The sequence below is a fragment of the Anabaenopsis arnoldii genome (assembly GCF_028331025.1).
GTDB classification, from domain to species: domain Bacteria; phylum Cyanobacteriota; class Cyanobacteriia; order Cyanobacteriales; family Nostocaceae; genus Anabaenopsis; species Anabaenopsis arnoldii.
Map to the genome: position 1 here is coordinate 1 of NZ_JAQMUH010000144.1, position 19,107 is coordinate 19,107.

Here is a 19,107-nt window from a genome sequence, read left to right on the forward strand (position 1 = left end):
AAGCTGACACTGGGTGATGATGTAGTTTCTCCAATGGGAGAGTTGGGATTAACTACATTAACTAGAGGGATGTCTTGTGAGGATTGATTTGGGAAAGATTTTTCAGCGGAAACTACTGGTAAGCTGACACTGGGTGATGAGGTTGTATCTAACTTGTGTTGAATGGGAATTTCTGAGAAATCACTTTTTTCTGTGGTTGAGTTTGATGATACTAATTTATGAGTTTGACTCTGTAAAAAATCCGTTTTTGTAGTTTCGGATTGAGTAGAAATATTTGTGTCTAAATTAGCTAAAGAATTATATGGTTGTAAAACTAATGGTGTTGATTGCGATCGCAGATTTTCTCCAGCAGTTTCTTTAACTGTAATTGCTTGAGCTTTAACAACTGGAAGTTGCTGGTTAATTTGACCAATATCTGATGATGATAAGCTAGAATTTATAGCTTCTGTGGCTTGATTTTTATGGTATTGATTTTGAATATAAATAATAGGGGTTGATTCTGATTTTAAATCAATGGTAGTTGACCAACGCTGCATTTGTTGAGCGAGTAAAGGTAGGCGATGAAAAAGATCGGGCGATCGCTCAATAATATTTCTCCCCATGCGAATATTAATAACCCCCGGTTTTGTCAACAGATTATGAAATCTTTTGACAAGTTGCGGATTAAGATGTCTTTGCCATGTTGGTAAATTAGTAGATGTCATTGTATATTTTTAATTAGTTATATTCCGTCATCCAATGCTGAAATTATTACCATTTTTATTAAGCTTTATAAACTCCCCGATGCACTAACTCTAAACGTTCAAAAGCCACTTGTGAGCTATTACTAGCATTTAATTGTGGTCCTTCCCAAGCTACTGGATAAGCTTTTTTAAAGTTCCATGCAATTAATTTTGATTGCTGACCATCTCGCACCATAATCGTACCGTTAATGAGACGAATTTTACCTCTGGTAGCATCTTCATACCACTTCCATAAATCATCTCTTTCCCCCAGTCCCCGCACCAAAACTAAATTGGGATAAGTCATATATTTGGGGAATTGATGAACACGGTGATGAACACCCCCTTCTACATAACTTTCTAATTCCAGTCTGCTGCTTAATCCTGTAACTTCTGAAAAGCCACCGACTGTTAAACCATCAATTTCTACCATAAAATTGAAAGCCATATAGGGGTCATGGGCGTTCTTATCGGAATTACTGTTGTTTTTTTTTTGCGATTTTGCCATAAATATCCCCCTATTGAGATAACTGATCAATATTTAATTAGTATTACCTGACTGCTGATTAATCTGCTGGTTAATACGCGCTACTTGAGCTACCCACTGTTGTCTTTCCCAGTGTTCCATATTCATTACTTGGTCATAGGACCAATTAAAGTGATAGGAAAGGTAAGCTACCTCCTCTAGAAGACGTTCTGAGGGGTAGCAAACTACTCCCCCACTGGGGAAGTTTCGACTTCAAACTCACCACCGCAATGGGGACAGGAAACCTGAAAGCGTGTATGACCATTTTGATTAATTCGTTGGTAAAAGTCTTGCAGGTAAACCAAATCCCCAGAAAATAATTCTTCAATAATTTTGGTATTGAGTTGGTCTAAAGTTCCTAGCTTAGTAATCACTCGCGCTAGCAGAATAATCACCAGATAACCAGGATTTCTCTGTACCCTGGGGTCGCGCAGAGGGGCGATTTCATCAAAAGCTGTTGACAGTCGCATAGTTCCTTCACGATGAAGGTTTCCTTCTGCATCGATATAACCACGAGGTAGGGTAAAAAGAAATTCAGTCTGGTGCATTTTTCCTCACATTAACCAACGGTGATTCCTTCGTGAACAAATTCTAGTGATTCTATTGCTATTTCGCTAGCGGTAGCATTAAAATCTGGACCGCTCCAATTAGTCGGCCAACAATTTTCTAGGTTCCATCTAATTGTTTCTTCCCCTAAGTCATTAGCGAGAATAATAGAAACGTTTTTGCGCTCGATTTCTTTACCATCTATTAAATCTTTATGCCATTTCCACAGTTCATCATTATCAGTAATCCCTCGTTTGAGGCTGATATTACCAAAGCTATTTAAACCAGGTACTTTTCTTTGTCCCAAACTTTTGTCTGTACCTTCGCGATATTCAATCACGGCTCTAGTGGCGTTCAAACCAGCACATTCTCTAAAACCTGCATGGACGATACCATCCCACTCTACCCAGAAATTATAACCATTAAATGGATCATGGGTATCTTTAACATTAGGCATGATAATTGCTCCTGAAATTACTAAGATTCGACAAATTTAACGCCGCTACTACCGTGAACTAAGGAAATCACAATGAATTCACTGGGAGTAGTAGGCGCGAAACCAATTTCGGTAACTATCCTTCCAGTCTTACGGATTTCTGGCGGGTTGGTTTGTGCGTCACATTTGACATAAAACGCCTCTTCTGTAGTTTCCCCCTGAATTGCTCCCTGTTCCCAAAGAGTTTCTAAGTAAACTGTTAATTCCCGCTCTATCCTTACCCATAAATCTGTATTATTAGGTTCAAATACAGCATCGATTAAGTGACGTTCTACCCACCGCAGAATAGTGATTTTGATGCGGCGAATGTTGATATATTGCCATTCAGGATTTTGACTTAAGGTGCGTGAACCCCAAACTCTAATTCCCCGACTTCTAAAACTGCGAATGCAGTTAACTCCGCCTCCTGCTGCTGAGTTTAATATTTGCCAATCTACATCGGAAAATAAAAGACTTAAATCCAAAACTCCTTCTAATAAATAGTTAGCGGGGGCGCGATAAACTCCGACCTGGGAATCATTACGCGCATAAATTCCCGCAATATGACCACAAGGAGGAATGTTACAGGAGGCGTTTTCTATTTTCAACCAGGGAGTATAGAGCGCACCATTATCACCAATTAATCCTTGTTGTTGTGCTTTCACCACTTTGATATCTTCGCTTTTGGAGATATTGAAAGCATCAAGAATGGCAAAGCGATCGCCCATTGTGTCACAATGCTCCAGTATAGCTTGTTGCATTTCCAGAGCTTCTTCTGGAGAGTTTTGCAGAATATCAGGCGCACATACTAAATCGATGATATCTAGTGCTTCGATGGCCTGTAAGCCCTGTTGCAATTCTGCCAGAGTGTGATTTTTTAAACCCACCACATAACACAGACGACCGCCATTTTCAAAGAATCCCCGTACCGCATGACCTAAATAACTATTAGGTAATGGTTTACCAAAATACTGCACAAACTGAGTCCAGAGTGTGAGCATTTGCGGTACAGGATGATGATTTTCCGGAAAATTATTAACCTCAGCAACCCCCAAGAACACCGGAACACCCGTGAGTAAATCTTGACCTGGTATAGCAGGAATATCCTGTAAATAGACACCAGGGGCGGTTAAATTAAGGTGTGTGGATGTCTGCATAGGTTAATTAAGGGAATAGGTGAATAAGTTATTTTTTCTCTTCCACAAGTTGGCTAATGCGGAAGATCACAAACTCTGCTGGTTCTATGACTGCGACACCAATTTCAGTCACTACTTGACCGAGTTTGCGGGTTTCTGCAGGATTATTTTCTGCATCGCACTTGACAAAGAATGCTTCTTCAGGCGTTAAGCCAAATAATGCACCTTTGCGCCATTCATTGGTCAGGAATGCGGTAATATTGCGGCGAATTTTTGCCCATAGTTCTGGGGTATTGGGTTCAAATACTACCCATTGGGTTCCTTCGTCTATGGACTCACGCAGATAATTAAAGTGACGACGAATATTAATATATTTGAAGTCGGGATTATCTTTTCCTGCGCCTAATGTCCGTGCTCCCCAAATGCGGATGTTACCGTTAAGATTACGAATGCAATTGATACCATCATTATTTAATGGTGCTTGTTTAGCTTTGCTGATATCCTGCTTTAAACCAACTGCGCCTAAAATTGGTTCGTTAGCAGGTGCTTTGTGAACTCCCCTTTTATCATCGACCCGCGCATAAATACCAGCAATGTGTCCACTGGGAGGAACAAATTTCACTTCTTTACTTACGGGGTCGTAAACCTGAATCCAAGGATAATATACAGCTGCATAATCTGAGTTTCCTAGTAGCTTGTCACTACCCGGTTTTAGTTGGTCGGAGTCAACGGGAATATCTTCTTCTGTGTCCAGAATAGCAAAGCGATCGCCTAAATTGCGGCAGTGAATATCAATTTTTGCTAAGGCTGTTTTACTGGTAACACCAGGCGCTGCAACAATGGCAATTTCATCAATGGCTTCAAATTTATCCAAAGCTGCATCTAGGTTTGCTTCTTCTGCTACCCAAGTGACAAAACACCTAGTTCCGCCATTTCTGAAGAAGCCATAAACCGCATGGGCGAGGATACTTTGACCAGAATTAGTGGAAAAATCCCCAAAAAATTTCTTAAATTCACTGAAGTTTGTACACAGTTTGACTTCACTTTCAGCAGTTGGTATAGTTTCTGCTGCAGTATCATCAGTAGCTGCAGCTAGAGTAATGATACCAATAAAACCGGCCGTACTCGTTCCTACACCGACAATCGGCGCTACCCCTGAAGATACTTCTTCAACATAGACACCGGGGGTAAAATAGGTGGGCATGATATCTTTTCCTTTGTTGATAATTGTGATTATCGGACAAATGCAATTGACAATTGAGCAAATCTCAATTGACGGTTAATTGGAAATCTAATGATTTCACTTCCCCTGTTTGCAAATAGATTTGTTTTTGTTGTTTGGGATATCCTTTAGCTGAAACTATGACTGTGATGGGAGTATTACTTGCTTCTATGCCAACAAGTCGATAATTCCATTCTCCCTGTGATTGTTTAATGATTTCAGTAGAGCTAAAAGTGTGGTCTCTACTCCCTTGAATTTCCACTCTAGCCATGCCAATCGCCTCGTTATCATCCGCACTGGTGATTGTGCCTATAAGCGTTGTTGGTTGTAATTTTAACTCTACTATATTAATAGTATCAAATACAGCAAAATTTTCATCCTCCTTAATAATATTTTTATTATTTTTGGCAGTAATCTCAACTTGACATTGACCCTTGGCATAACGCCTGGGATCATCAAATAAAGATGCTTCTAATTGATAGCATCCTGATGGTAAATTTCTGAAATAGAACCAACCCTCAAATATAGTTTTAGTCCTTCCTAGTTGAGATTGTTTATTTTTGGTGTTGTAGGGGAAATAGTCAATAATTTCTTGATACCCTTGAAACTTATCCCGCCTACTCAGGTAATTATTTGCCAATAAAGCCTGGAATAATTGCACCTTATCAGCAGTATGTAACTGAGGATTTCTCAAGTTTTGTCGCAATTCTTGAATTGCTGTAGGTAGGCTTGCTGGGGATGAATCAAGGTCGGTATTCCCTGAGAAACACTGCATTGAGCCTGGTAATCCTAGGAGTTGAGTCTTGAAGATGACGGAGTTAATAAACTCATCAGGAGCGTCAATAATCTTAACCATAGCACCTGAAATTCCTCGCCCTGTGATGGCATCCTTAACTTGTCCAGCTATGATGATTTGATGTTGAAATAGTTGTTGCTTTAGCATTTGTGCCGATGGTAGTTGCAGAACAATTTAAGCATGAGGAATCAGGGCTAAGGTATGGCACAATCAATAATTAGCAGAATTATTAAATTTAAATTTTGTTATTAAATTCTGTTAATTTCCGTGCGTTGATAAAGTACCAGAGGGAATTCTGTTTCTGGTTCTTCCACAGGTACGGAGATTGTTACTGTGTAATTGAGTGCTGCTTTGGGTTTTCCTCCAATTGCTTGCCAAAATTCCCCTAAACTTTGTAAGTAACTAGAACGTAAACCAACTCCTACGGGTAATGGTTCTTGTCCTTTTAAACTACCTTGTAAAATTGCTGCTGGTAAAGTCCGATAACGCAGCAATAATTTCATTACTTCTCCCAAAATGTGATGTTCTTGTTGGGGGTCATCGGAATTAGCCCAAGCAGTAATCAAATAGGAACAATCTATCCTAGCTGGAGAACGTTTTTTTACAGCTGTACCGTTTTGACGACGTTGCACCGACCATTCACTACTGCGCATTTCCAGATTTTCCCGGACATCATACAGAAACAGGTTAATGGCTGGTTTTTGTTTGATAGAACCTTCAAAGGGCATATCAAAACTAATAGCCACGTTGGTTTCAGTTGACCGTTTTAACTCTGGTAATTCGTGAGTTAGTAATTTTTCTAGGGTGCTATCTAAGTCATCTAGCATGAATAAATTCCTATTTGTTTGACTCTATGCACTTAATTTTTGGCAATAAATTCTAGGGTAGAGGTGTCAATTTCTTGGGGTTTGTGATTGTTTTCCCTGTTAGCAATAGCTAATTCTTCTTCTAATACTTGCATTGCCCCACTGATGCGGATTAAAGTTTCCCGCAGGCTGGTTTTTTGTGCTTCTAAATTAGCTAGTGCTTTCTGTCCAGCTTCGTACTCTACTGTTAGTACTTGTAGGCGTTTCTCCAGTTGTTCCTTCATTGCTGTCTCACTTGCTGTTGAAAGGTGTTAATCTTGATCAGAAACCATAGGGAACTTCCAAATCATGAGTACCCATTTCCCGGAAATGAAGTCCACGATTTTGCTTACTCATATCGATTTTGACTTTCAGCAAAGCAGGACGTTCTGGTGTGGGTTTGGGAATTAAATGTGCCGGAATGCGCGCGGCGATATAGCGATTAAATGATTTGCTGTTCCAATGACGGGCAAAGGGATTATCATAGGTTGCCAGAAATCTTTCCATGGTATGACCGTTGACAGTAATGCCATTGTGCATACAACCGTTCCAGTCGTTGTTATGCTCCACCATATACAGCAACTTATCATTGCCTGACCACACATAAGGAACCATCAATTCTAAATTGGTTTTCTGTTGAATGACTGTATATGTATCCCAATTCCAGCTGTCAGAATCTTTGTTATTCCAACTTGTGGCATCACCGCCATTGATTTTCCAATGGTATCCTAGGGCTGCTTGAGTGGCGTGAGACCAAGGATTTTTACTGAATGCCAACCCAGACAACCAGAATTCAGTACCTTGTTTGGAAATCAAGGTGACTTTACCGGCTCTCCCAACGGGAATCGGTAGCCATTGGTGTGTGGTGTCATTCCCATCAGTGAGAGAACCATCAGGACAGTAGCAATTACCGTATCTTCTACCAGCTGCCCACCGTCCTAGGTCTTCTTTATATCCATCTAAAAACTGTACCTTGACTACGTTCCAAGTATCACCACTTACTCTGATCCAGACAGTATTGTATCCATCGGGAATGGTGACCAATGCCCCGGCATCATCTTCTTCTGACCCTCCATAGCAGAGCATTTTACGATCATTCCAGAGGTTGTTAATTGTGTGTCTGGTTTCCCAATCACCAGGTGCTTTTTTGAAGACACCGTGTACAGCGATCGCCCCTGCATCTCTAGCCTCAAAAATATCTTGATAAATTATTGGTTCATTGGGATACATCCGTTGTCGCATCGGGTTTGTAGACTCTAGATGCAAGGCGCGGATGACACCGTTAACATCTAGTTTTCTCCCTGGACTGGTTGTACCAATACCCACATTACCTGTATCGCGTTCAATGGTGATCCTTGTGGCGGTCTGGCCGGCGCGATAGGAGATTAAATTGATCACAGATGAAATATCTTCAGATCCACCGCCTTCGGTTGACCAACCATACAGCCCATCTGGCTGACTGGAGAGGGAAATTGCTGGTTTTTCCTCCGTGGGAGCATTCAAAGCCGCCAGTCGCTCTTTAATTTTGGCTTCTATGTGTTTTTTAACGGCTTTTTCTGAAGGTACTACATCCGTGCGATCGCTATCTGTGGCGATTGTTTCCGATACAGAGCTAATCAGGGATTCCCCTAATTTTAACGACCCGGATACACTCAAGTTACCTTTAATCGCTAAAGATTCCCCATCACTTCTGAGGTTAATTTCTTCACCTTGGCTACCGGGTAACCTCGCCCCAGAATATTGGCGGACACTGTTATCTACTTGCACTTGTCCGTTTTCTACGACGAGTTTAGCTAACAACACCGTTTTAGCGTCTTTGGTTTCAATCGCTTCTAATGTTAAAAGGGGAGTTTCTGCAAAGCGCGTGAAACTATCCGGTATTTCTGGTTGTTGTAATACTTTTGGCTCTTGATGATAGCGCAGACACACCCAACATAGAGAATTTATCTTGATGTTGGTTTTTTCTTCTGCTAATACAATTAGATTACCTTCTCCATCAATGGCTGTACCAGATTTAACAGTAACTGCTGTTTCCCCGGCCATGGCTTCTACTTCTAGACCTTCCACGATCCCCGCTAAATGCAGCTTACTATTGATATAACGTTGGCGATCGCTGAGATATTTATGCGCCAACTCGAAATCTTCATCTAAGAGATATTGTCCAGGAAAATAATTCGGACGTTGTAAAGCAAAATTTGTCCAATCTTGTTGCTGCACCATACAAATTTGGTTCCAGATTTTTCAAATATACCCTTGTCACTAACCCTATAAAACCCTACAAATAAAATAGCCATAGGGTTGATTAAACCACATTGTCAAATTAGGGGATGCCAATCACAATTTACTGCATTTTTCCCATTTCCGTGCCTACAAAATGACTTTGTTCATCGCATTTCTAGACCAATACAAAGGTTTAGCTGGCTCACCTATGGATATTTTTACCCTCCATATATCTCACACACTTGATTGACTTGCACTTGGCGTTTGTTGATGTGGAAAACTATCTTATATTCCTATTCTGCCGAGCTATCCTCTGGATATCTATGACATTAAAAAAATATTAAGATTGTCGCGGATAATACAGGGTATCAGCTTGCTCTATCCTAAATTTCCTTGTTGGATATATAACTTCCTTACTCTATATGATGAGCAGTAAATTTCTATTATGTTCTTAACAATTTTAAATATCTATCTTCAGGTAGAAGACAGAATGCTTATAGATAACAGGAGTTAGGCAAATAGTACGTACGTGAAAAGCTATTAAATGTATCAGAATGGAACCGATAAGAATTTGAAATGAGAAAATTATGGGGAGAACTTGTGGCGCTAAACTAATGTAAAACTACCGTTTAAATTAATGGCAAAAGTTATAATTGTGGGCGCAGGTCCCACAGGTGCTACTCTAGCTGTACTGCTAGTAAAACGCGGTGTTACAGTCACGCTCATAGAAGCTGCGAAAGACTTTGGGCGAGTATTTCGCGGTGAGGGTTTAATGCCTAGTGGCTTAGATGCGATCGCCCAAATGGGATTATTAGAATTAATACAGCAGATTCCCCATCGACCCCTCAAGGCCTGGGAGTTCATTCTTGGGGGTAAACAGTTATTCCGGGTAGAGGAACCCATGGGGTCACAGCAACCCTGTACATTAGTGTCCCAACCTCCCTTACTCCAAGCTTTGATTAGGGAAGCTCAAACCTATGATAACTTTGAATTTATACCGGGTGTGGCTGTCAAAGATTTATGCAGAGATCACCAACGGGTTACCGGTGTTATACTCAGTGATGGAAGACAACTGACTGGTGATTTAGTCATTGGCGCTGATGGTCGTAACTCCATTGTCCGCCAATGTGCGGGACTAAAATTAGTATGTCAGCCGAAAAATATAGATATTCTCTGGTTTAAATTAGCTGCTAGTGCTGAATTTGCTGCTGATAATGTGTTTCGCACTATTGTTAATGGCGATCGCATATTTAGCATTTTCCATGGTGCTGAGTCCGATAAATTACATTTAGGCTGGGTAATATCCCCCAATGAACCCACAGACTATAAACAGCCATGGGCGGAGGTTTTCGCCTCCCTATCTCCCCCATGGTTAGCAGAACATTTTCGCCAACACAGTGCAAGTATTACATCCCCTATAAAACTATCTGTGGTGGTGGGGAGTTGTCCCCAGTGGCATATACCAGGGTTACTGTTGCTGGGTGATGCGGCTCATCCTATGTCCCCTGTGCGCGCTCAGGGTATCAATGTAGCATTACGTGATGTGATTGTTGCGGCTAATTATTTAGTGCCATTATTACAAGGAAATGCCGATCATAATCAGATTGATCTAATTTTATCACAGATTCAGGCAGAACGCCAGCCGGAAATTATCGGCATCCAGCAACTCCAGTTACAAGAAGCAGCCCAGGGGGAGAAATTGCGCAAGTATGCTCTATTGCGATCGCTCTTGGTGCAAACCCCATTCATAGGTACAATAGTCAAGAAGTTGTGGTTAAGGCGACAAATTCAAATGCGCGACGGAATCACCGAAGTATATTTAAAGGTCTAGTTTTTCCATATCTAATTAAACATGAATAATAAACAGCAACAGGTATTTTTTCAAATCCATCAAGGTTTACCCAGGGAAGGGCCGGGTGATTATCTCTATACTCAAAGTGCTTTTGTCAAGATGGTTGATTTACCGCCACATCCGCAAATTCTAGATATTGGTTGTGGACCAGGTGCGCAAACTGTGGATTTAGCCCATCTGACCAATGGGGAAATTATGGCGATCGATAATCATGATGTTTATGTGGAAGAACTCAAACAAAGGGTAATCAATCAAGGATTATCAAAAAAAATCACTGTAGTCCAAGCTGATATGTTTAATCTTGATTTCCCCCCGGAAACTTTTGATGTTATTTGGGCGGAAGGTTCAATATATATTATTGGATTTGAAACAGGATTAAGGCAATGGCAAGTTTTCCTGAAAAATAAAGGTTATTTAGCAGCTTCAGAATTGACATGGCTGCGACCAGACCCACCAAAAGCATTAAAGGACTTTTGGGATCAGGCCTATCCACCCATGAATGATGTTGCTGGTAATTTAAACATCATCGCCAATACTGGCTATAAAATCATAGATTACTTCGTCTTACCACAGTCAGCCTGGTGGAACTACTATGAACCTTTAGAAAGAAAACTACAGGTTTTACAAAATGAATATTTAGATGATTTGGAGGCTATGGAAGTAATCGAAATGGAAAAAATGGAGATTGAATTTTATCGCCAGTATTCGGAATATTACGGTTACGTGTTTTACGTAATGCAAAATTCTTGACATTTCCACAGGCTTCTATCTGTGGGACTGTGAATATTTGTTGCAAATATGCTGATTTCCCAATCAAACCCCTTGATTATATGCACAATAAAAGCATGGCTTGTAATTAAAAGGCCACAATCCCTAAGTAAAATCAAAGGGAGGCTGGAAATGATTAGTAAAGCATATCTGTTAACTTCCGCAGTGATTTTTGCCTTAGTAGCAATATCACATTTTATCCGACTGGTTAATCACTGGTCAATTGCCATTGGTACAGTTACCTTTCCTTTTTGGGGGTCATGGTTGGCAGTTATCTGTGCATCTGCATTAACTATATGGGCTGTGAGACTAGCAACCAAGTGGAAAACTAGCCCCCAATAAAGCTGTTTTGTCCCAGAATCCCTACCCTAGAGGGGATGTTTTGGCGATAGTTATCCACACCGGAGACAGGGAATTAATTCCCTGTCTGAAAGCTTAAGTCGGTTAAAAACCGACTGGTTTTGTGTTTGGTGATTATGGTGTTTTCCTGTGGGGTGAAGGTTGTTCTAAATCTGTTCCGTGATTTTTGTGGTAAGTTTGGCAATGAATCTTTGTAATAATAACCGCTAGTTCCCTTTCACATTTTCACACATTCGGCAATAGATAATTTAAGGGGAATAAAAATTACCTTAATATGGTCTTCAATTCCACCAATAGCATGAACAATACATTCTAGGGGAATTTATCTAATAGTTTCAGATGAACAATTGTGATCGCATTTAATTTAGAAGTCGAAACAGCAGGGGAACGCCTTGACCGCTATGTGTCCCAAGAATTACCAGAGTTATCCCGTTCTCGCATCCAGCAATTAATTGTCGAGGGTAATGTAAAACTCAATCATCAGGTATGCACAACTAAAAAAATTCCTGTGAAACCAGGCGATCGCATTAGTATAAAAATACCAGAAGTTACCCCTCTAGAACTACAAGCCCAAGATATACCCTTGGACATCCTCTATGAAGATGACCAATTACTGATCCTGAATAAACCCGCTGGTTTAGTTGTCCATCCCGCTCCCGGTCATCCTGATGGTACTCTGGTGAATGCTTTGTTAGCACATTGTCCCCATCTCCCTGGAATTGGCGGCGTTCAACGTCCGGGAATTGTCCATCGCTTAGATAAGGATACCACAGGGGCGCTCGCGATCGCCAAAACTGACATAGCCTATCATAGCCTGCAAGGACAACTCCAGGCTAAAACTGCACGGCGCTCATATTTAGGTGTAGTTTACGGCGCGCCCAAAACCGCTGATGGTATGATAGACCTCCCCATTGGTCGCCACCCCCAAGATAGAAAGAAAATGGCCGTTGTCCCCATAGAAAAAGGCGGTAGGTCTGCTATCACTCATTGGCAGGTAGCAGAACGCTTGGGTAACTATACATTAATCCATTTTCAGTTAGAAACCGGGCGCACCCATCAAATTCGTGTCCATAGCGCCCAGATAGGTCATCCCATTGTCGGCGACCCTGTTTATGGTTCTGGTCGTTCTCTGGGCGTTAACTTACCCGGTCAAGCACTCCACGCTTGGCGACTCAAGTTACAACATCCAGTTTCTCAGGAGTGGATCTCGGTCACCGCTACCCCCCCGGCGACATTTAATACCTTAGTGCAAATTCTCCGCCGACGAGTAGAGTCCTGAAGTTTTGACACTCTCCCCCCTCCTCAATATTGAGATTTGTAAACTTTTCCGCTGTTTTTTCCCTTGGACAGATGAATTTTAGCCAGTTATGGTAAATTTTCCCAAGTTCAAATTAACAACTCTTAATAAAAACACCATACCCTCGAATTACAGACAAAACGACTAATCTCCTGTATTTACTTGCATTCTGCAATAATTAAGAAAATATAAAATTGATGATTTCTTGGGCTAGGAGGGGGAAATATGAAGTAATGTTGCGAAAAATTTCCCATTTACTCAGTTAGATTGCTTGTATGTAAAGGATTTGAGGGTGTTCTTATTCCCGCATCTTATTTATTCATAATTTGTAACAAATAAAGAATCTATAGCATTGTATAAACATATTCTGAGGGGTGGAAATAACAGACCAAAGTCAAACCAAGCAATGAGTTGATTCAAATTTGCGGGTTTCTCATAAAATTAACCCAGATTCTCATAAATACTTGTTAATCTAGTATTGAGGGAAGAAACAGACAAATCAAAACAAGCAGTTTGCTATCGGGTCTGTTGTCAACCATCCCCAAAGTGATAAAACATTGCCAGTTTTAATCTAGACATCTCAGAACTAAGGAATTAGGAGATTAAAGTCCATGACATTAGACGTATTTACCAAGGTAGTTTCTCAAGCTGACTCCAGAGGCGAGTTTTTGAGCAACGAGCAACTAGACGCTTTAACCAACGTAGTTAAAGAAGGCAACAAGCGTTTAGACGTTGTTAACCGCATCACCAGCAACGCTTCAGCTATTGTGACCAACGCAGCTCGTTCTTTGTTTGAAGAACAACCCCAATTGATTGCTCCTGGTGGTAACGCTTACACCAACCGTCGCATGGCTGCTTGCTTGCGTGACATGGAAATTATCTTGCGTTACGTCACCTACGCAATTTTAGCCGGTGATGCTAGTGTTCTTGATGATCGCTGCTTGAATGGTTTGCGCGAAACCTACCAAGCTCTGGGAACTCCTGGATCTTCTGTGGCTGTTGGCGTGCAAAAGATGAAAGATGCTGCTGTAGCTGTGGCTAACGATCCCAACGGGATCACCAAAGGTGATTGCAGCCAGTTGATCTCTGAAGTAGCTAGCTACTTTGACCGTGCTGCGGCTGCTGTTGCTTAATATCACTGAGAAATTCCAGTACCAAAAAAATTTACGAAATACGAAGGAGATTTTAGAAGATGGTTAAAACACCAATTACCGAAGCGATCGCATCTGCGGATACCCAAGGACGTTTCTTAAGCAACACCGAACTACAAGCAGTTAACGGTCGTTATGTTCGTGCTATTGCTAGCATGGAAGCTGCTCGCGCGTTGACCTCTAACGCCCAAAGCTTGATTGATGGTGCTACCCAAGCTGTATACCAAAAATTCCCCTACACCACCCAAACACCAGGGCCTCAGTTTGCTGCTGACAGCCGTGGTAAGGCTAAGTGCGCTCGTGATGTCGGTCACTACCTACGCATTGTTACTTACAGCTTAGTTGCTGGTGGTACTGGACCCATGGATGAGTTTTTGATTGCTGGCTTGGCTGAAATCAACAGCTCCTTTGATTTGTCCCCCAGCTGGTACGTTGAAGCAATCAAATACATGAAAGCTAATCATGGTTTGAGTGGACAAGCTGCTAACGAAGCTAATACCTACTTTGACTATGCTATCAACGCATTAAGCTAGATAGTCTCTTGCCCGGGGAAGGATGCAATTTCTGGATGGAGTGAGTCACGCTTTGAGGTTAACCAAAAAACCGTTCTGACTCATCTAGCAGTTGGATCTGGCTCCGGGCAAAGTTTTATTGGAAAGCTTTAGTAAACTCGGCACTCGGTAAAAATAGCCGAAATGCAAATCAACAGGTGAAGCAAAATGGCAATTACAGCAGCAGCATCCAGGCTAGGAACAGAGCCTTTTAGTGATGCACCTCGATTAGAACTGCGCCCCAATGCCAGCAAAGATGAAGTTGAAGTTGTAATCCGGGCTGTTTATCGGCAGGTTTTGGGTAACGACTATTTGATGGCGTCGGAACGTCTGGTAAGCGCTGAATCACTCCTGCGAGATGGTAACCTGACAGTGCGGGAGTTTGTCCGCAGCGTTGCCAAGTCAGAACTCTACAAAACTAAGTTTTTTTATCCCAATTTCCAAACCAGGTTAATCGAACTTAACTACAAACATCTCCTGGGTCGCGCCCCCTATGATGAATCAGAGGTGGCTTACCACTTAGATTTGTACCAGAGCCAAGGCTACGACGCGGAAATTGACTCCTACATTGACTCACCAGAGTACCAAAATAACTTCGGTGATCATATTGTCCCATATTATCGTGGGTTTGAAACCCAACCAGGGCAAAAAACAGTAGGCTTTACCCGTCTATTCCGCTTATACCGGGGTTATGCCAACAGCGATCGCGCTCAGGTAGAAGGTGCTAAATCCCGTTTAGCCCAGGATTTAGCTAGCAATAAAGCCTCTTCAATTGTAGGGCCATCAGGCAGCAACGATAACTGGAATTTCCGTGCTGCTTCAGATGTGGCTCCCAAAAAGGCTTTAGGAAATGCAGTGGGTACGGGCGATCGCGTCTACCGCATTGAAGTAACAGCAATCCGTGGCCCTGGTTATCCCAGTATTAGACGGAGCAGTACAGCAATTATCGTACCTTACGAGCGACTTTCTGACAAGATTCAGCAAATCCACCGACAAGGCGGCAAAATTGTCAGCATCACCTCAGCTTAAGGTAGGGTTACTCACATCGTACAGGAGATATAGCAGTAATGTTCGGTCAAACCACACTTGGGGGCGGTAGCGTTTCTTCATCGGCCAGCCGAGTATTTCGTTATGAAGTTGTAGGCTTGCGCCAAAACGCAGAAACTGACAAGAATAAATTCGATATCCGTCGCAGTGGTAGTGTGTTTATCACAGTGCCATACAGTCGGATGAATGAAGAAATGCAACGGATTAACCGCCTAGGTGGCAAAATCATCAATATTTCCCCATTGAGCGCCATAGAAAACTAATATCCTGGCAATGAGAGAACCCACTGCGTCAGAATATTCAGCAGAAACCGCGCCTCAGTTGACACCAGAGTTAGCACTGGCTAACCTGCAATCATCAGATTTAAGTCTGCGCTATTACGCAGCTTGGTGGCTGGGTAAATTTCGCGTCCGCCACCCAGATGTGATCAATGCCTTGATTGCAGCCTTAGAGGATGAAGCTGACAGAACAGAAATGGGAGGTTATCCACTGCGGCGCAACGCAGCCAGAGCATTGGGGAAGTTAGGTGATAATACAGCTATACCAGGGTTAATTAAGTGCTTGGAATGCCCTGATTTTTATGTGCGGGAAGCAGCAGCCCAATCTTTGCAAAAACTGCGGGAGAAAACTGCAGCACCCGCACTCATGAAAATGCTAGCTGGAGGTGTAGCCGAGGCAGTGCAAGTACCCGGCCGCCCTCATCTCAACCAGCCCTATGAAGCGGTAATAGAAGCCTTGGGAGCTATTGGTGCAACTGAGGCTATTTCTTTGATTTCACCGTTTTTAGAGCATGAAGTCCCAGGAGTAAACTGTGCCGCAGCTAGAGCAATGTACCAACTAACACAAGACCCCATTTATGGGGAGAGGTTAGTAAAAATGTTGTCTAGTGAAGACCTGAAGTTGCGCCGCCTGGTCTTAGGAGATTTGGGCGCAATTGGCTACATAGGAGCAGCGGAGGCGATCGCCAGCACCAAGGCAGAAAATAGCTTTAAACTCATGGCCCTTAAAGGATTGCTAGAGCATCAACTCACCCCAGAGTCAGAAGCCCTATCCGTTTCTGACCATGCCATCCAGGTGATGAACTTAATGGATTCACTTTTGTGAACTAGCGCGACGTGACTGATGAACTAATCCGTGCCGTCGCCCTGGCAGATACACCAGAAAAAATGGTGGCGGCAGTAAAAAACTTGGCAGCAGTCCCAGATGTTGCTGCCATTCCCACATTAATCGCAGTATTTGGTTATAACAACCCCACAGCTGCAACAGTGGCCGTGGCTGCACTAACAGCTATGGGAGCAACAGCAGTACCACAACTGTTATCCCAGATTGACGATTATAACTACGGCGCACGGGCTTATTCTATTCGCACCTTAGCGGCGATCGGCGACCCCCGTGCATTAGACGTTTTAATCACAGCAGCAGCCACAGACTTTGCTCCCAGTGTTCGCCGGGCTGCGGCTCAGGGTCTGGGAAATTTACATTGGCATCAACTTAACTCCCCCCACCGGGAGACAGCATTAAAAAAAGCTTTAGAAACCTTGCTGTTGATTTCCCAAGACTCAGAATGGTCAATCCGTTACGCTGCGGTAGTCGGTCTACAGGCTTTGGCTCAAATCCCCGATTTGCAGCCCCCCATCCACACCAGACTCCAGCAGATGTTAACTACTGACGACGAAAAGGCAATTCGCGCTCGTGTGCAACTAGCCATTTCATAACTCATGCCTCCAATATCATAAAACAGGAAAAAAGTAAATATGTCAATACCACTGCTAAATTATGCGCTTACCACCCAGAATCAACGTGTAGAAGGGTACGAAGTACCCAACGAAGACACACCAACCATTTATCGCTTGTCAGATGCTACCTCAGATAAAGATATTGATGCCATTATTTGGGCAGCATATCGGCAAATCTTCAGCGAACACTTAATTATTGCCAGCAACCGCCAGAAGTTCCTGGAATCCCAACTGCGCAATCGCTCAATTAACGTCCGTGATTTTATCCGGGGTCTGGGTAAGTCCGAAGTCTACCGCACACAAGTAGCAGATATCAACACCAACTACCGCTTAGTTGACATCACCTTAAAGCGGTTTTTGGGACGGGCCGCTTACAACAAAGATGAAGAAATTGCTTGGTCAATTGTGATTGGTACTAAAGGTTTACACGGTTTCATCGATACCCTGTTAGACAGTGAAGAATATCTTCAGAACTTTGGTGATGATATTGTTCCTTACCAACGCCGTCGGTATAAAGACAGACCCTTTAACTTAGTTAATCCCCGCTACGGTTCCTACTGGCGCGATCGCATGATGTTAGAATCTTTGGGTGGTCGTTCCTTCTACACCGCCCGCACCACAGGGGTTGCTAGTAAACAGGAGATTCGTCGGGTGATTCCTGCCAATTTCATGGACATGGCCGGGAAAATGATCACTGGCGAACGTAACTATCAAAGAACAGTGGCTACCGTCACCTCCCAAATCAAAGATATCAAGATTCCCGACAACTCCCGCGAAGTCGGTACGCCTCAACCCACTGTCAAACCTGTAGCTGTTGCTCTACCTTATCGTTATATTCCCGGAAATCCCACGAATTAAGGCATGAGTTTGTCATGGCTCGATCCATAGGAGTATAAACCACCCATGGACAGAGATCACACACTTGATTTATGTGATCTCTGGGAAAATTGCAGTCCGTAGTTAGGACCCATACAATTGATCATTGAATATTAGCAACTGTAATGACAATTCCTTTATTACAATACAAACCTAGTTCCCAAAACCAGCGCGTTGCTGGTTACGAAGTCCCCAATGAGGATACTCCCAGGATTTACCGCAGCGAAGACTGCTCTGTTGATAGTGAGTTCCAAGAATTAATTTGGGCCGCTTATCGCCAGGTTTTTAGTGAGCATGAAATCCTCAAGTTTTATCGCCAAACTAACCTGGAATCTCAGGTCAAGAATAGAGCTATTACTGTGCGCGACTTGATCCGGGGTTTGGCTAAGTCCGAAGCCTTTCGGAATTTGGTAGTAGAGACTAACTCTAACTATCGTCTTGTGGAAATTGCCCTCAAACGCCTCTTAGGTCGTGCTTCCTACAACAAAGACGAAGAAATTGCTTGGTCAATCAAAATAGCTACCCTGGGTTGGGATGGTTTTGTCGATGCTTTAATCGACTCTCAAGAGTATCAAAGCAACTTTGGCGACAACATAGTTCCCTACCAACGCCGGCGCTACAAAGATAGACCTTTTAATTTAGTCACACCCCGCTACGGTAATTACTGGCGCGACAAATTGGAAGAAGCCCGCTATAAAGCAGGGGACATCAAGAACTTTATGGAATTAGCTAATTCCATTGAAATTAAGACACTCAAATTTACACCAGTTAACCTAGCTAGCATCCAAATTCCCGACATGACAAGGGATACCAAACCCCAAGGTATACCCATCTCCATCAATTCCAGCGCCAATTTCCCCCTGGGATAAATACCTGTTGATAGTAAATTGCTGCCCAATCAGCTGTATCTATCAACATAATGCGGGACAATAACATAGGGAATCAGGCCTCCTTGAATTTTCCCAGCTAGCTTTTTGTTTA

The 19,107-nt window shown here is 42.6% G+C and carries 22 protein-coding genes and 1 pseudogene; 12 read left to right on the plus strand and 11 right to left on the minus strand.

The genetic code is table 11. From position 1 onward, the window contains the following. The 11 genes and pseudogenes from PN457_RS12890 to PN457_RS12935 all read right to left on the minus strand — a co-directional run. Positions 1 to 704, minus strand: a 704-nt coding sequence (locus PN457_RS12890; RefSeq protein WP_271733757.1) for a hypothetical protein, incomplete at its 3' end; no start/stop codon positions are given. A 58-nt stretch (positions 705 to 762) separates the two neighbouring features. After that, positions 763 to 1,230 carry a phage tail protein gene (locus PN457_RS12895; RefSeq protein WP_271733758.1) on the minus strand — a complete coding sequence of 156 codons (468 nt, stop codon included), beginning with the start codon at positions 1,228 to 1,230 and terminating at the stop codon, positions 763 to 765. A gap of 33 nt (positions 1,231 to 1,263) precedes the next feature. Beyond that, positions 1,264 to 1,416: pseudogene (locus PN457_RS18340) on the minus strand (DUF6760 family protein); the annotation flags it as partial. A 17-nt stretch (positions 1,417 to 1,433) separates the two neighbouring features. Then, on the minus strand, positions 1,434 to 1,796 hold the full coding sequence (locus tag PN457_RS12900; RefSeq protein ID WP_271733759.1) for a phage tail assembly protein: 363 nt from the start codon (positions 1,794 to 1,796) through the stop codon (positions 1,434 to 1,436). An 11-nt stretch (positions 1,797 to 1,807) separates the two neighbouring features. Further along, positions 1,808 to 2,251, minus strand: a complete 444-nt coding sequence (locus tag PN457_RS12905) for a phage tail protein (protein ID WP_271733760.1) — start codon at positions 2,249 to 2,251, stop codon at positions 1,808 to 1,810. 20 nt (positions 2,252 to 2,271) lie between these two features. After that, complete coding sequence (locus PN457_RS12910) at positions 2,272 to 3,426, minus strand: phage tail sheath family protein (RefSeq protein WP_271733761.1); 1,155 nt, start codon at positions 3,424 to 3,426, stop codon at positions 2,272 to 2,274. Between the two features lie 28 nt (positions 3,427 to 3,454). Then, positions 3,455 to 4,609 (minus strand): phage tail sheath family protein, encoded by a 1,155-nt coding sequence (locus tag PN457_RS12915; protein WP_271733762.1) that lies wholly within the window; start codon positions 4,607 to 4,609, stop codon positions 3,455 to 3,457. A gap of 64 nt (positions 4,610 to 4,673) precedes the next feature. Continuing rightward, positions 4,674 to 5,570: a peptidase associated/transthyretin-like domain-containing protein gene (locus PN457_RS12920; protein ID WP_271733763.1), complete on the minus strand. Its 897-nt coding sequence runs from the start codon at positions 5,568 to 5,570 to the stop codon at positions 4,674 to 4,676. Positions 5,571 to 5,671: 101 nt separating this feature from the next. Continuing rightward, the gene (locus PN457_RS12925) at positions 5,672 to 6,250 is read right to left on the minus strand and encodes a Pvc16 family protein (protein ID WP_271733764.1); all 579 of its coding nucleotides are present in this window, start codon (positions 6,248 to 6,250) and stop codon (positions 5,672 to 5,674) included. A 32-nt stretch (positions 6,251 to 6,282) separates the two neighbouring features. After that, positions 6,283 to 6,513 (minus strand): hypothetical protein, encoded by a 231-nt coding sequence (locus PN457_RS12930; protein ID WP_271733765.1) that lies wholly within the window; start codon positions 6,511 to 6,513, stop codon positions 6,283 to 6,285. Between the two features lie 37 nt (positions 6,514 to 6,550). Beyond that, on the minus strand, positions 6,551 to 8,488 hold the full coding sequence (locus tag PN457_RS12935) for a hypothetical protein (protein WP_271733766.1): 1,938 nt from the start codon (positions 8,486 to 8,488) through the stop codon (positions 6,551 to 6,553). 637 nt (positions 8,489 to 9,125) lie between these two features. On the opposite strand from PN457_RS12935, the gene PN457_RS12940 reads away from it, so the two are divergent. From PN457_RS12940 to PN457_RS13000, 12 genes are all read left to right on the plus strand, one after another. Beyond that, entirely contained in the window at positions 9,126 to 10,319 is a 1,194-nt protein-coding gene (locus PN457_RS12940) for an FAD-dependent monooxygenase (protein ID WP_271733767.1), read from the plus strand. A 21-nt stretch (positions 10,320 to 10,340) separates the two neighbouring features. Continuing rightward, complete coding sequence (locus PN457_RS12945; RefSeq protein ID WP_271733768.1) at positions 10,341 to 11,090, plus strand: class I SAM-dependent methyltransferase; 750 nt, start codon at positions 10,341 to 10,343, stop codon at positions 11,088 to 11,090. A 150-nt stretch (positions 11,091 to 11,240) separates the two neighbouring features. Next, positions 11,241 to 11,450 (plus strand): hypothetical protein, encoded by a 210-nt coding sequence (locus PN457_RS12950; protein ID WP_271733769.1) that lies wholly within the window; start codon positions 11,241 to 11,243, stop codon positions 11,448 to 11,450. A 367-nt stretch (positions 11,451 to 11,817) separates the two neighbouring features. Further along, positions 11,818 to 12,747 (plus strand): RluA family pseudouridine synthase, encoded by a 930-nt coding sequence (locus tag PN457_RS12960; protein ID WP_271733771.1) that lies wholly within the window; start codon positions 11,818 to 11,820, stop codon positions 12,745 to 12,747. Between the two features lie 629 nt (positions 12,748 to 13,376). Beyond that, positions 13,377 to 13,898 carry a phycocyanin subunit beta gene (locus PN457_RS12965; protein WP_271733772.1) on the plus strand — a complete coding sequence of 174 codons (522 nt, stop codon included), beginning with the start codon at positions 13,377 to 13,379 and terminating at the stop codon, positions 13,896 to 13,898. Positions 13,899 to 13,957: 59 nt separating this feature from the next. After that, positions 13,958 to 14,449 carry a phycocyanin subunit alpha gene (gene cpcA / locus PN457_RS12970; protein ID WP_271733773.1) on the plus strand — a complete coding sequence of 164 codons (492 nt, stop codon included), beginning with the start codon at positions 13,958 to 13,960 and terminating at the stop codon, positions 14,447 to 14,449. Between the two features lie 186 nt (positions 14,450 to 14,635). Beyond that, positions 14,636 to 15,496: a phycobilisome linker polypeptide gene (locus PN457_RS12975; protein WP_271733774.1), complete on the plus strand. Its 861-nt coding sequence runs from the start codon at positions 14,636 to 14,638 to the stop codon at positions 15,494 to 15,496. A gap of 38 nt (positions 15,497 to 15,534) precedes the next feature. Further along, entirely contained in the window at positions 15,535 to 15,777 is a 243-nt protein-coding gene (locus PN457_RS12980) for a phycobilisome linker polypeptide (protein ID WP_271733775.1), read from the plus strand. A 10-nt stretch (positions 15,778 to 15,787) separates the two neighbouring features. After that, positions 15,788 to 16,618 carry a HEAT repeat domain-containing protein gene (locus tag PN457_RS12985; protein ID WP_271733776.1) on the plus strand — a complete coding sequence of 277 codons (831 nt, stop codon included), beginning with the start codon at positions 15,788 to 15,790 and terminating at the stop codon, positions 16,616 to 16,618. Between the two features lie 11 nt (positions 16,619 to 16,629). Then, the gene (locus PN457_RS12990; protein ID WP_271733777.1) at positions 16,630 to 17,229 is read left to right on the plus strand and encodes a HEAT repeat domain-containing protein; all 600 of its coding nucleotides are present in this window, start codon (positions 16,630 to 16,632) and stop codon (positions 17,227 to 17,229) included. Positions 17,230 to 17,268: 39 nt separating this feature from the next. After that, positions 17,269 to 18,108, plus strand: a complete 840-nt coding sequence (locus PN457_RS12995; protein WP_271733778.1) for a phycobilisome rod-core linker polypeptide — start codon at positions 17,269 to 17,271, stop codon at positions 18,106 to 18,108. A 143-nt stretch (positions 18,109 to 18,251) separates the two neighbouring features. Next, positions 18,252 to 18,995: a phycobilisome rod-core linker polypeptide gene (locus PN457_RS13000; RefSeq protein ID WP_271733779.1), complete on the plus strand. Its 744-nt coding sequence runs from the start codon at positions 18,252 to 18,254 to the stop codon at positions 18,993 to 18,995. Positions 18,996 to 19,107: the final 112 nt, after the last annotated feature.

Excerpts from the sequence above, each read along its gene's own strand:
- PN457_RS12895 (WP_271733758.1), bottom strand. The coding sequence starts at position 1,230 with ATGGCAAAATCGCAAAAAAAAAACAACAGTAATTCCGATAAGAACGCC.
- PN457_RS12900 (WP_271733759.1), bottom strand. The coding sequence starts at position 1,796 with ATGCACCAGACTGAATTTCTTTTTACCCTACCTCGTGGTTATATCGAT.
- PN457_RS12905 (WP_271733760.1), bottom strand. The coding sequence starts at position 2,251 with ATGCCTAATGTTAAAGATACCCATGATCCATTTAATGGTTATAATTTC.
- PN457_RS12910 (WP_271733761.1), bottom strand. The coding sequence starts at position 3,426 with ATGCAGACATCCACACACCTTAATTTAACCGCCCCTGGTGTCTATTTA.
- PN457_RS12915 (WP_271733762.1), bottom strand. The coding sequence starts at position 4,609 with ATGCCCACCTATTTTACCCCCGGTGTCTATGTTGAAGAAGTATCTTCA.
- PN457_RS12920 (WP_271733763.1), bottom strand. The coding sequence starts at position 5,570 with ATGCTAAAGCAACAACTATTTCAACATCAAATCATCATAGCTGGACAA.
- PN457_RS12925 (WP_271733764.1), bottom strand. The coding sequence starts at position 6,250 with ATGCTAGATGACTTAGATAGCACCCTAGAAAAATTACTAACTCACGAA.
- PN457_RS12930 (WP_271733765.1), bottom strand. The coding sequence starts at position 6,513 with ATGAAGGAACAACTGGAGAAACGCCTACAAGTACTAACAGTAGAGTAC.
- PN457_RS12935 (WP_271733766.1), bottom strand. The coding sequence starts at position 8,488 with ATGGTGCAGCAACAAGATTGGACAAATTTTGCTTTACAACGTCCGAAT.
- PN457_RS12940 (WP_271733767.1), top strand. The coding sequence starts at position 9,126 with ATGGCAAAAGTTATAATTGTGGGCGCAGGTCCCACAGGTGCTACTCTA.
- PN457_RS12945 (WP_271733768.1), top strand. The coding sequence starts at position 10,341 with ATGAATAATAAACAGCAACAGGTATTTTTTCAAATCCATCAAGGTTTA.
- PN457_RS12950 (WP_271733769.1), top strand. The coding sequence starts at position 11,241 with ATGATTAGTAAAGCATATCTGTTAACTTCCGCAGTGATTTTTGCCTTA.
- PN457_RS12965 (WP_271733772.1), top strand. The coding sequence starts at position 13,377 with ATGACATTAGACGTATTTACCAAGGTAGTTTCTCAAGCTGACTCCAGA.
- cpcA (WP_271733773.1), top strand. The coding sequence starts at position 13,958 with ATGGTTAAAACACCAATTACCGAAGCGATCGCATCTGCGGATACCCAA.
- PN457_RS12975 (WP_271733774.1), top strand. The coding sequence starts at position 14,636 with ATGGCAATTACAGCAGCAGCATCCAGGCTAGGAACAGAGCCTTTTAGT.
- PN457_RS12980 (WP_271733775.1), top strand. The coding sequence starts at position 15,535 with ATGTTCGGTCAAACCACACTTGGGGGCGGTAGCGTTTCTTCATCGGCC.
- PN457_RS12985 (WP_271733776.1), top strand. The coding sequence starts at position 15,788 with ATGAGAGAACCCACTGCGTCAGAATATTCAGCAGAAACCGCGCCTCAG.
- PN457_RS12995 (WP_271733778.1), top strand. The coding sequence starts at position 17,269 with ATGTCAATACCACTGCTAAATTATGCGCTTACCACCCAGAATCAACGT.
- PN457_RS13000 (WP_271733779.1), top strand. The coding sequence starts at position 18,252 with ATGACAATTCCTTTATTACAATACAAACCTAGTTCCCAAAACCAGCGC.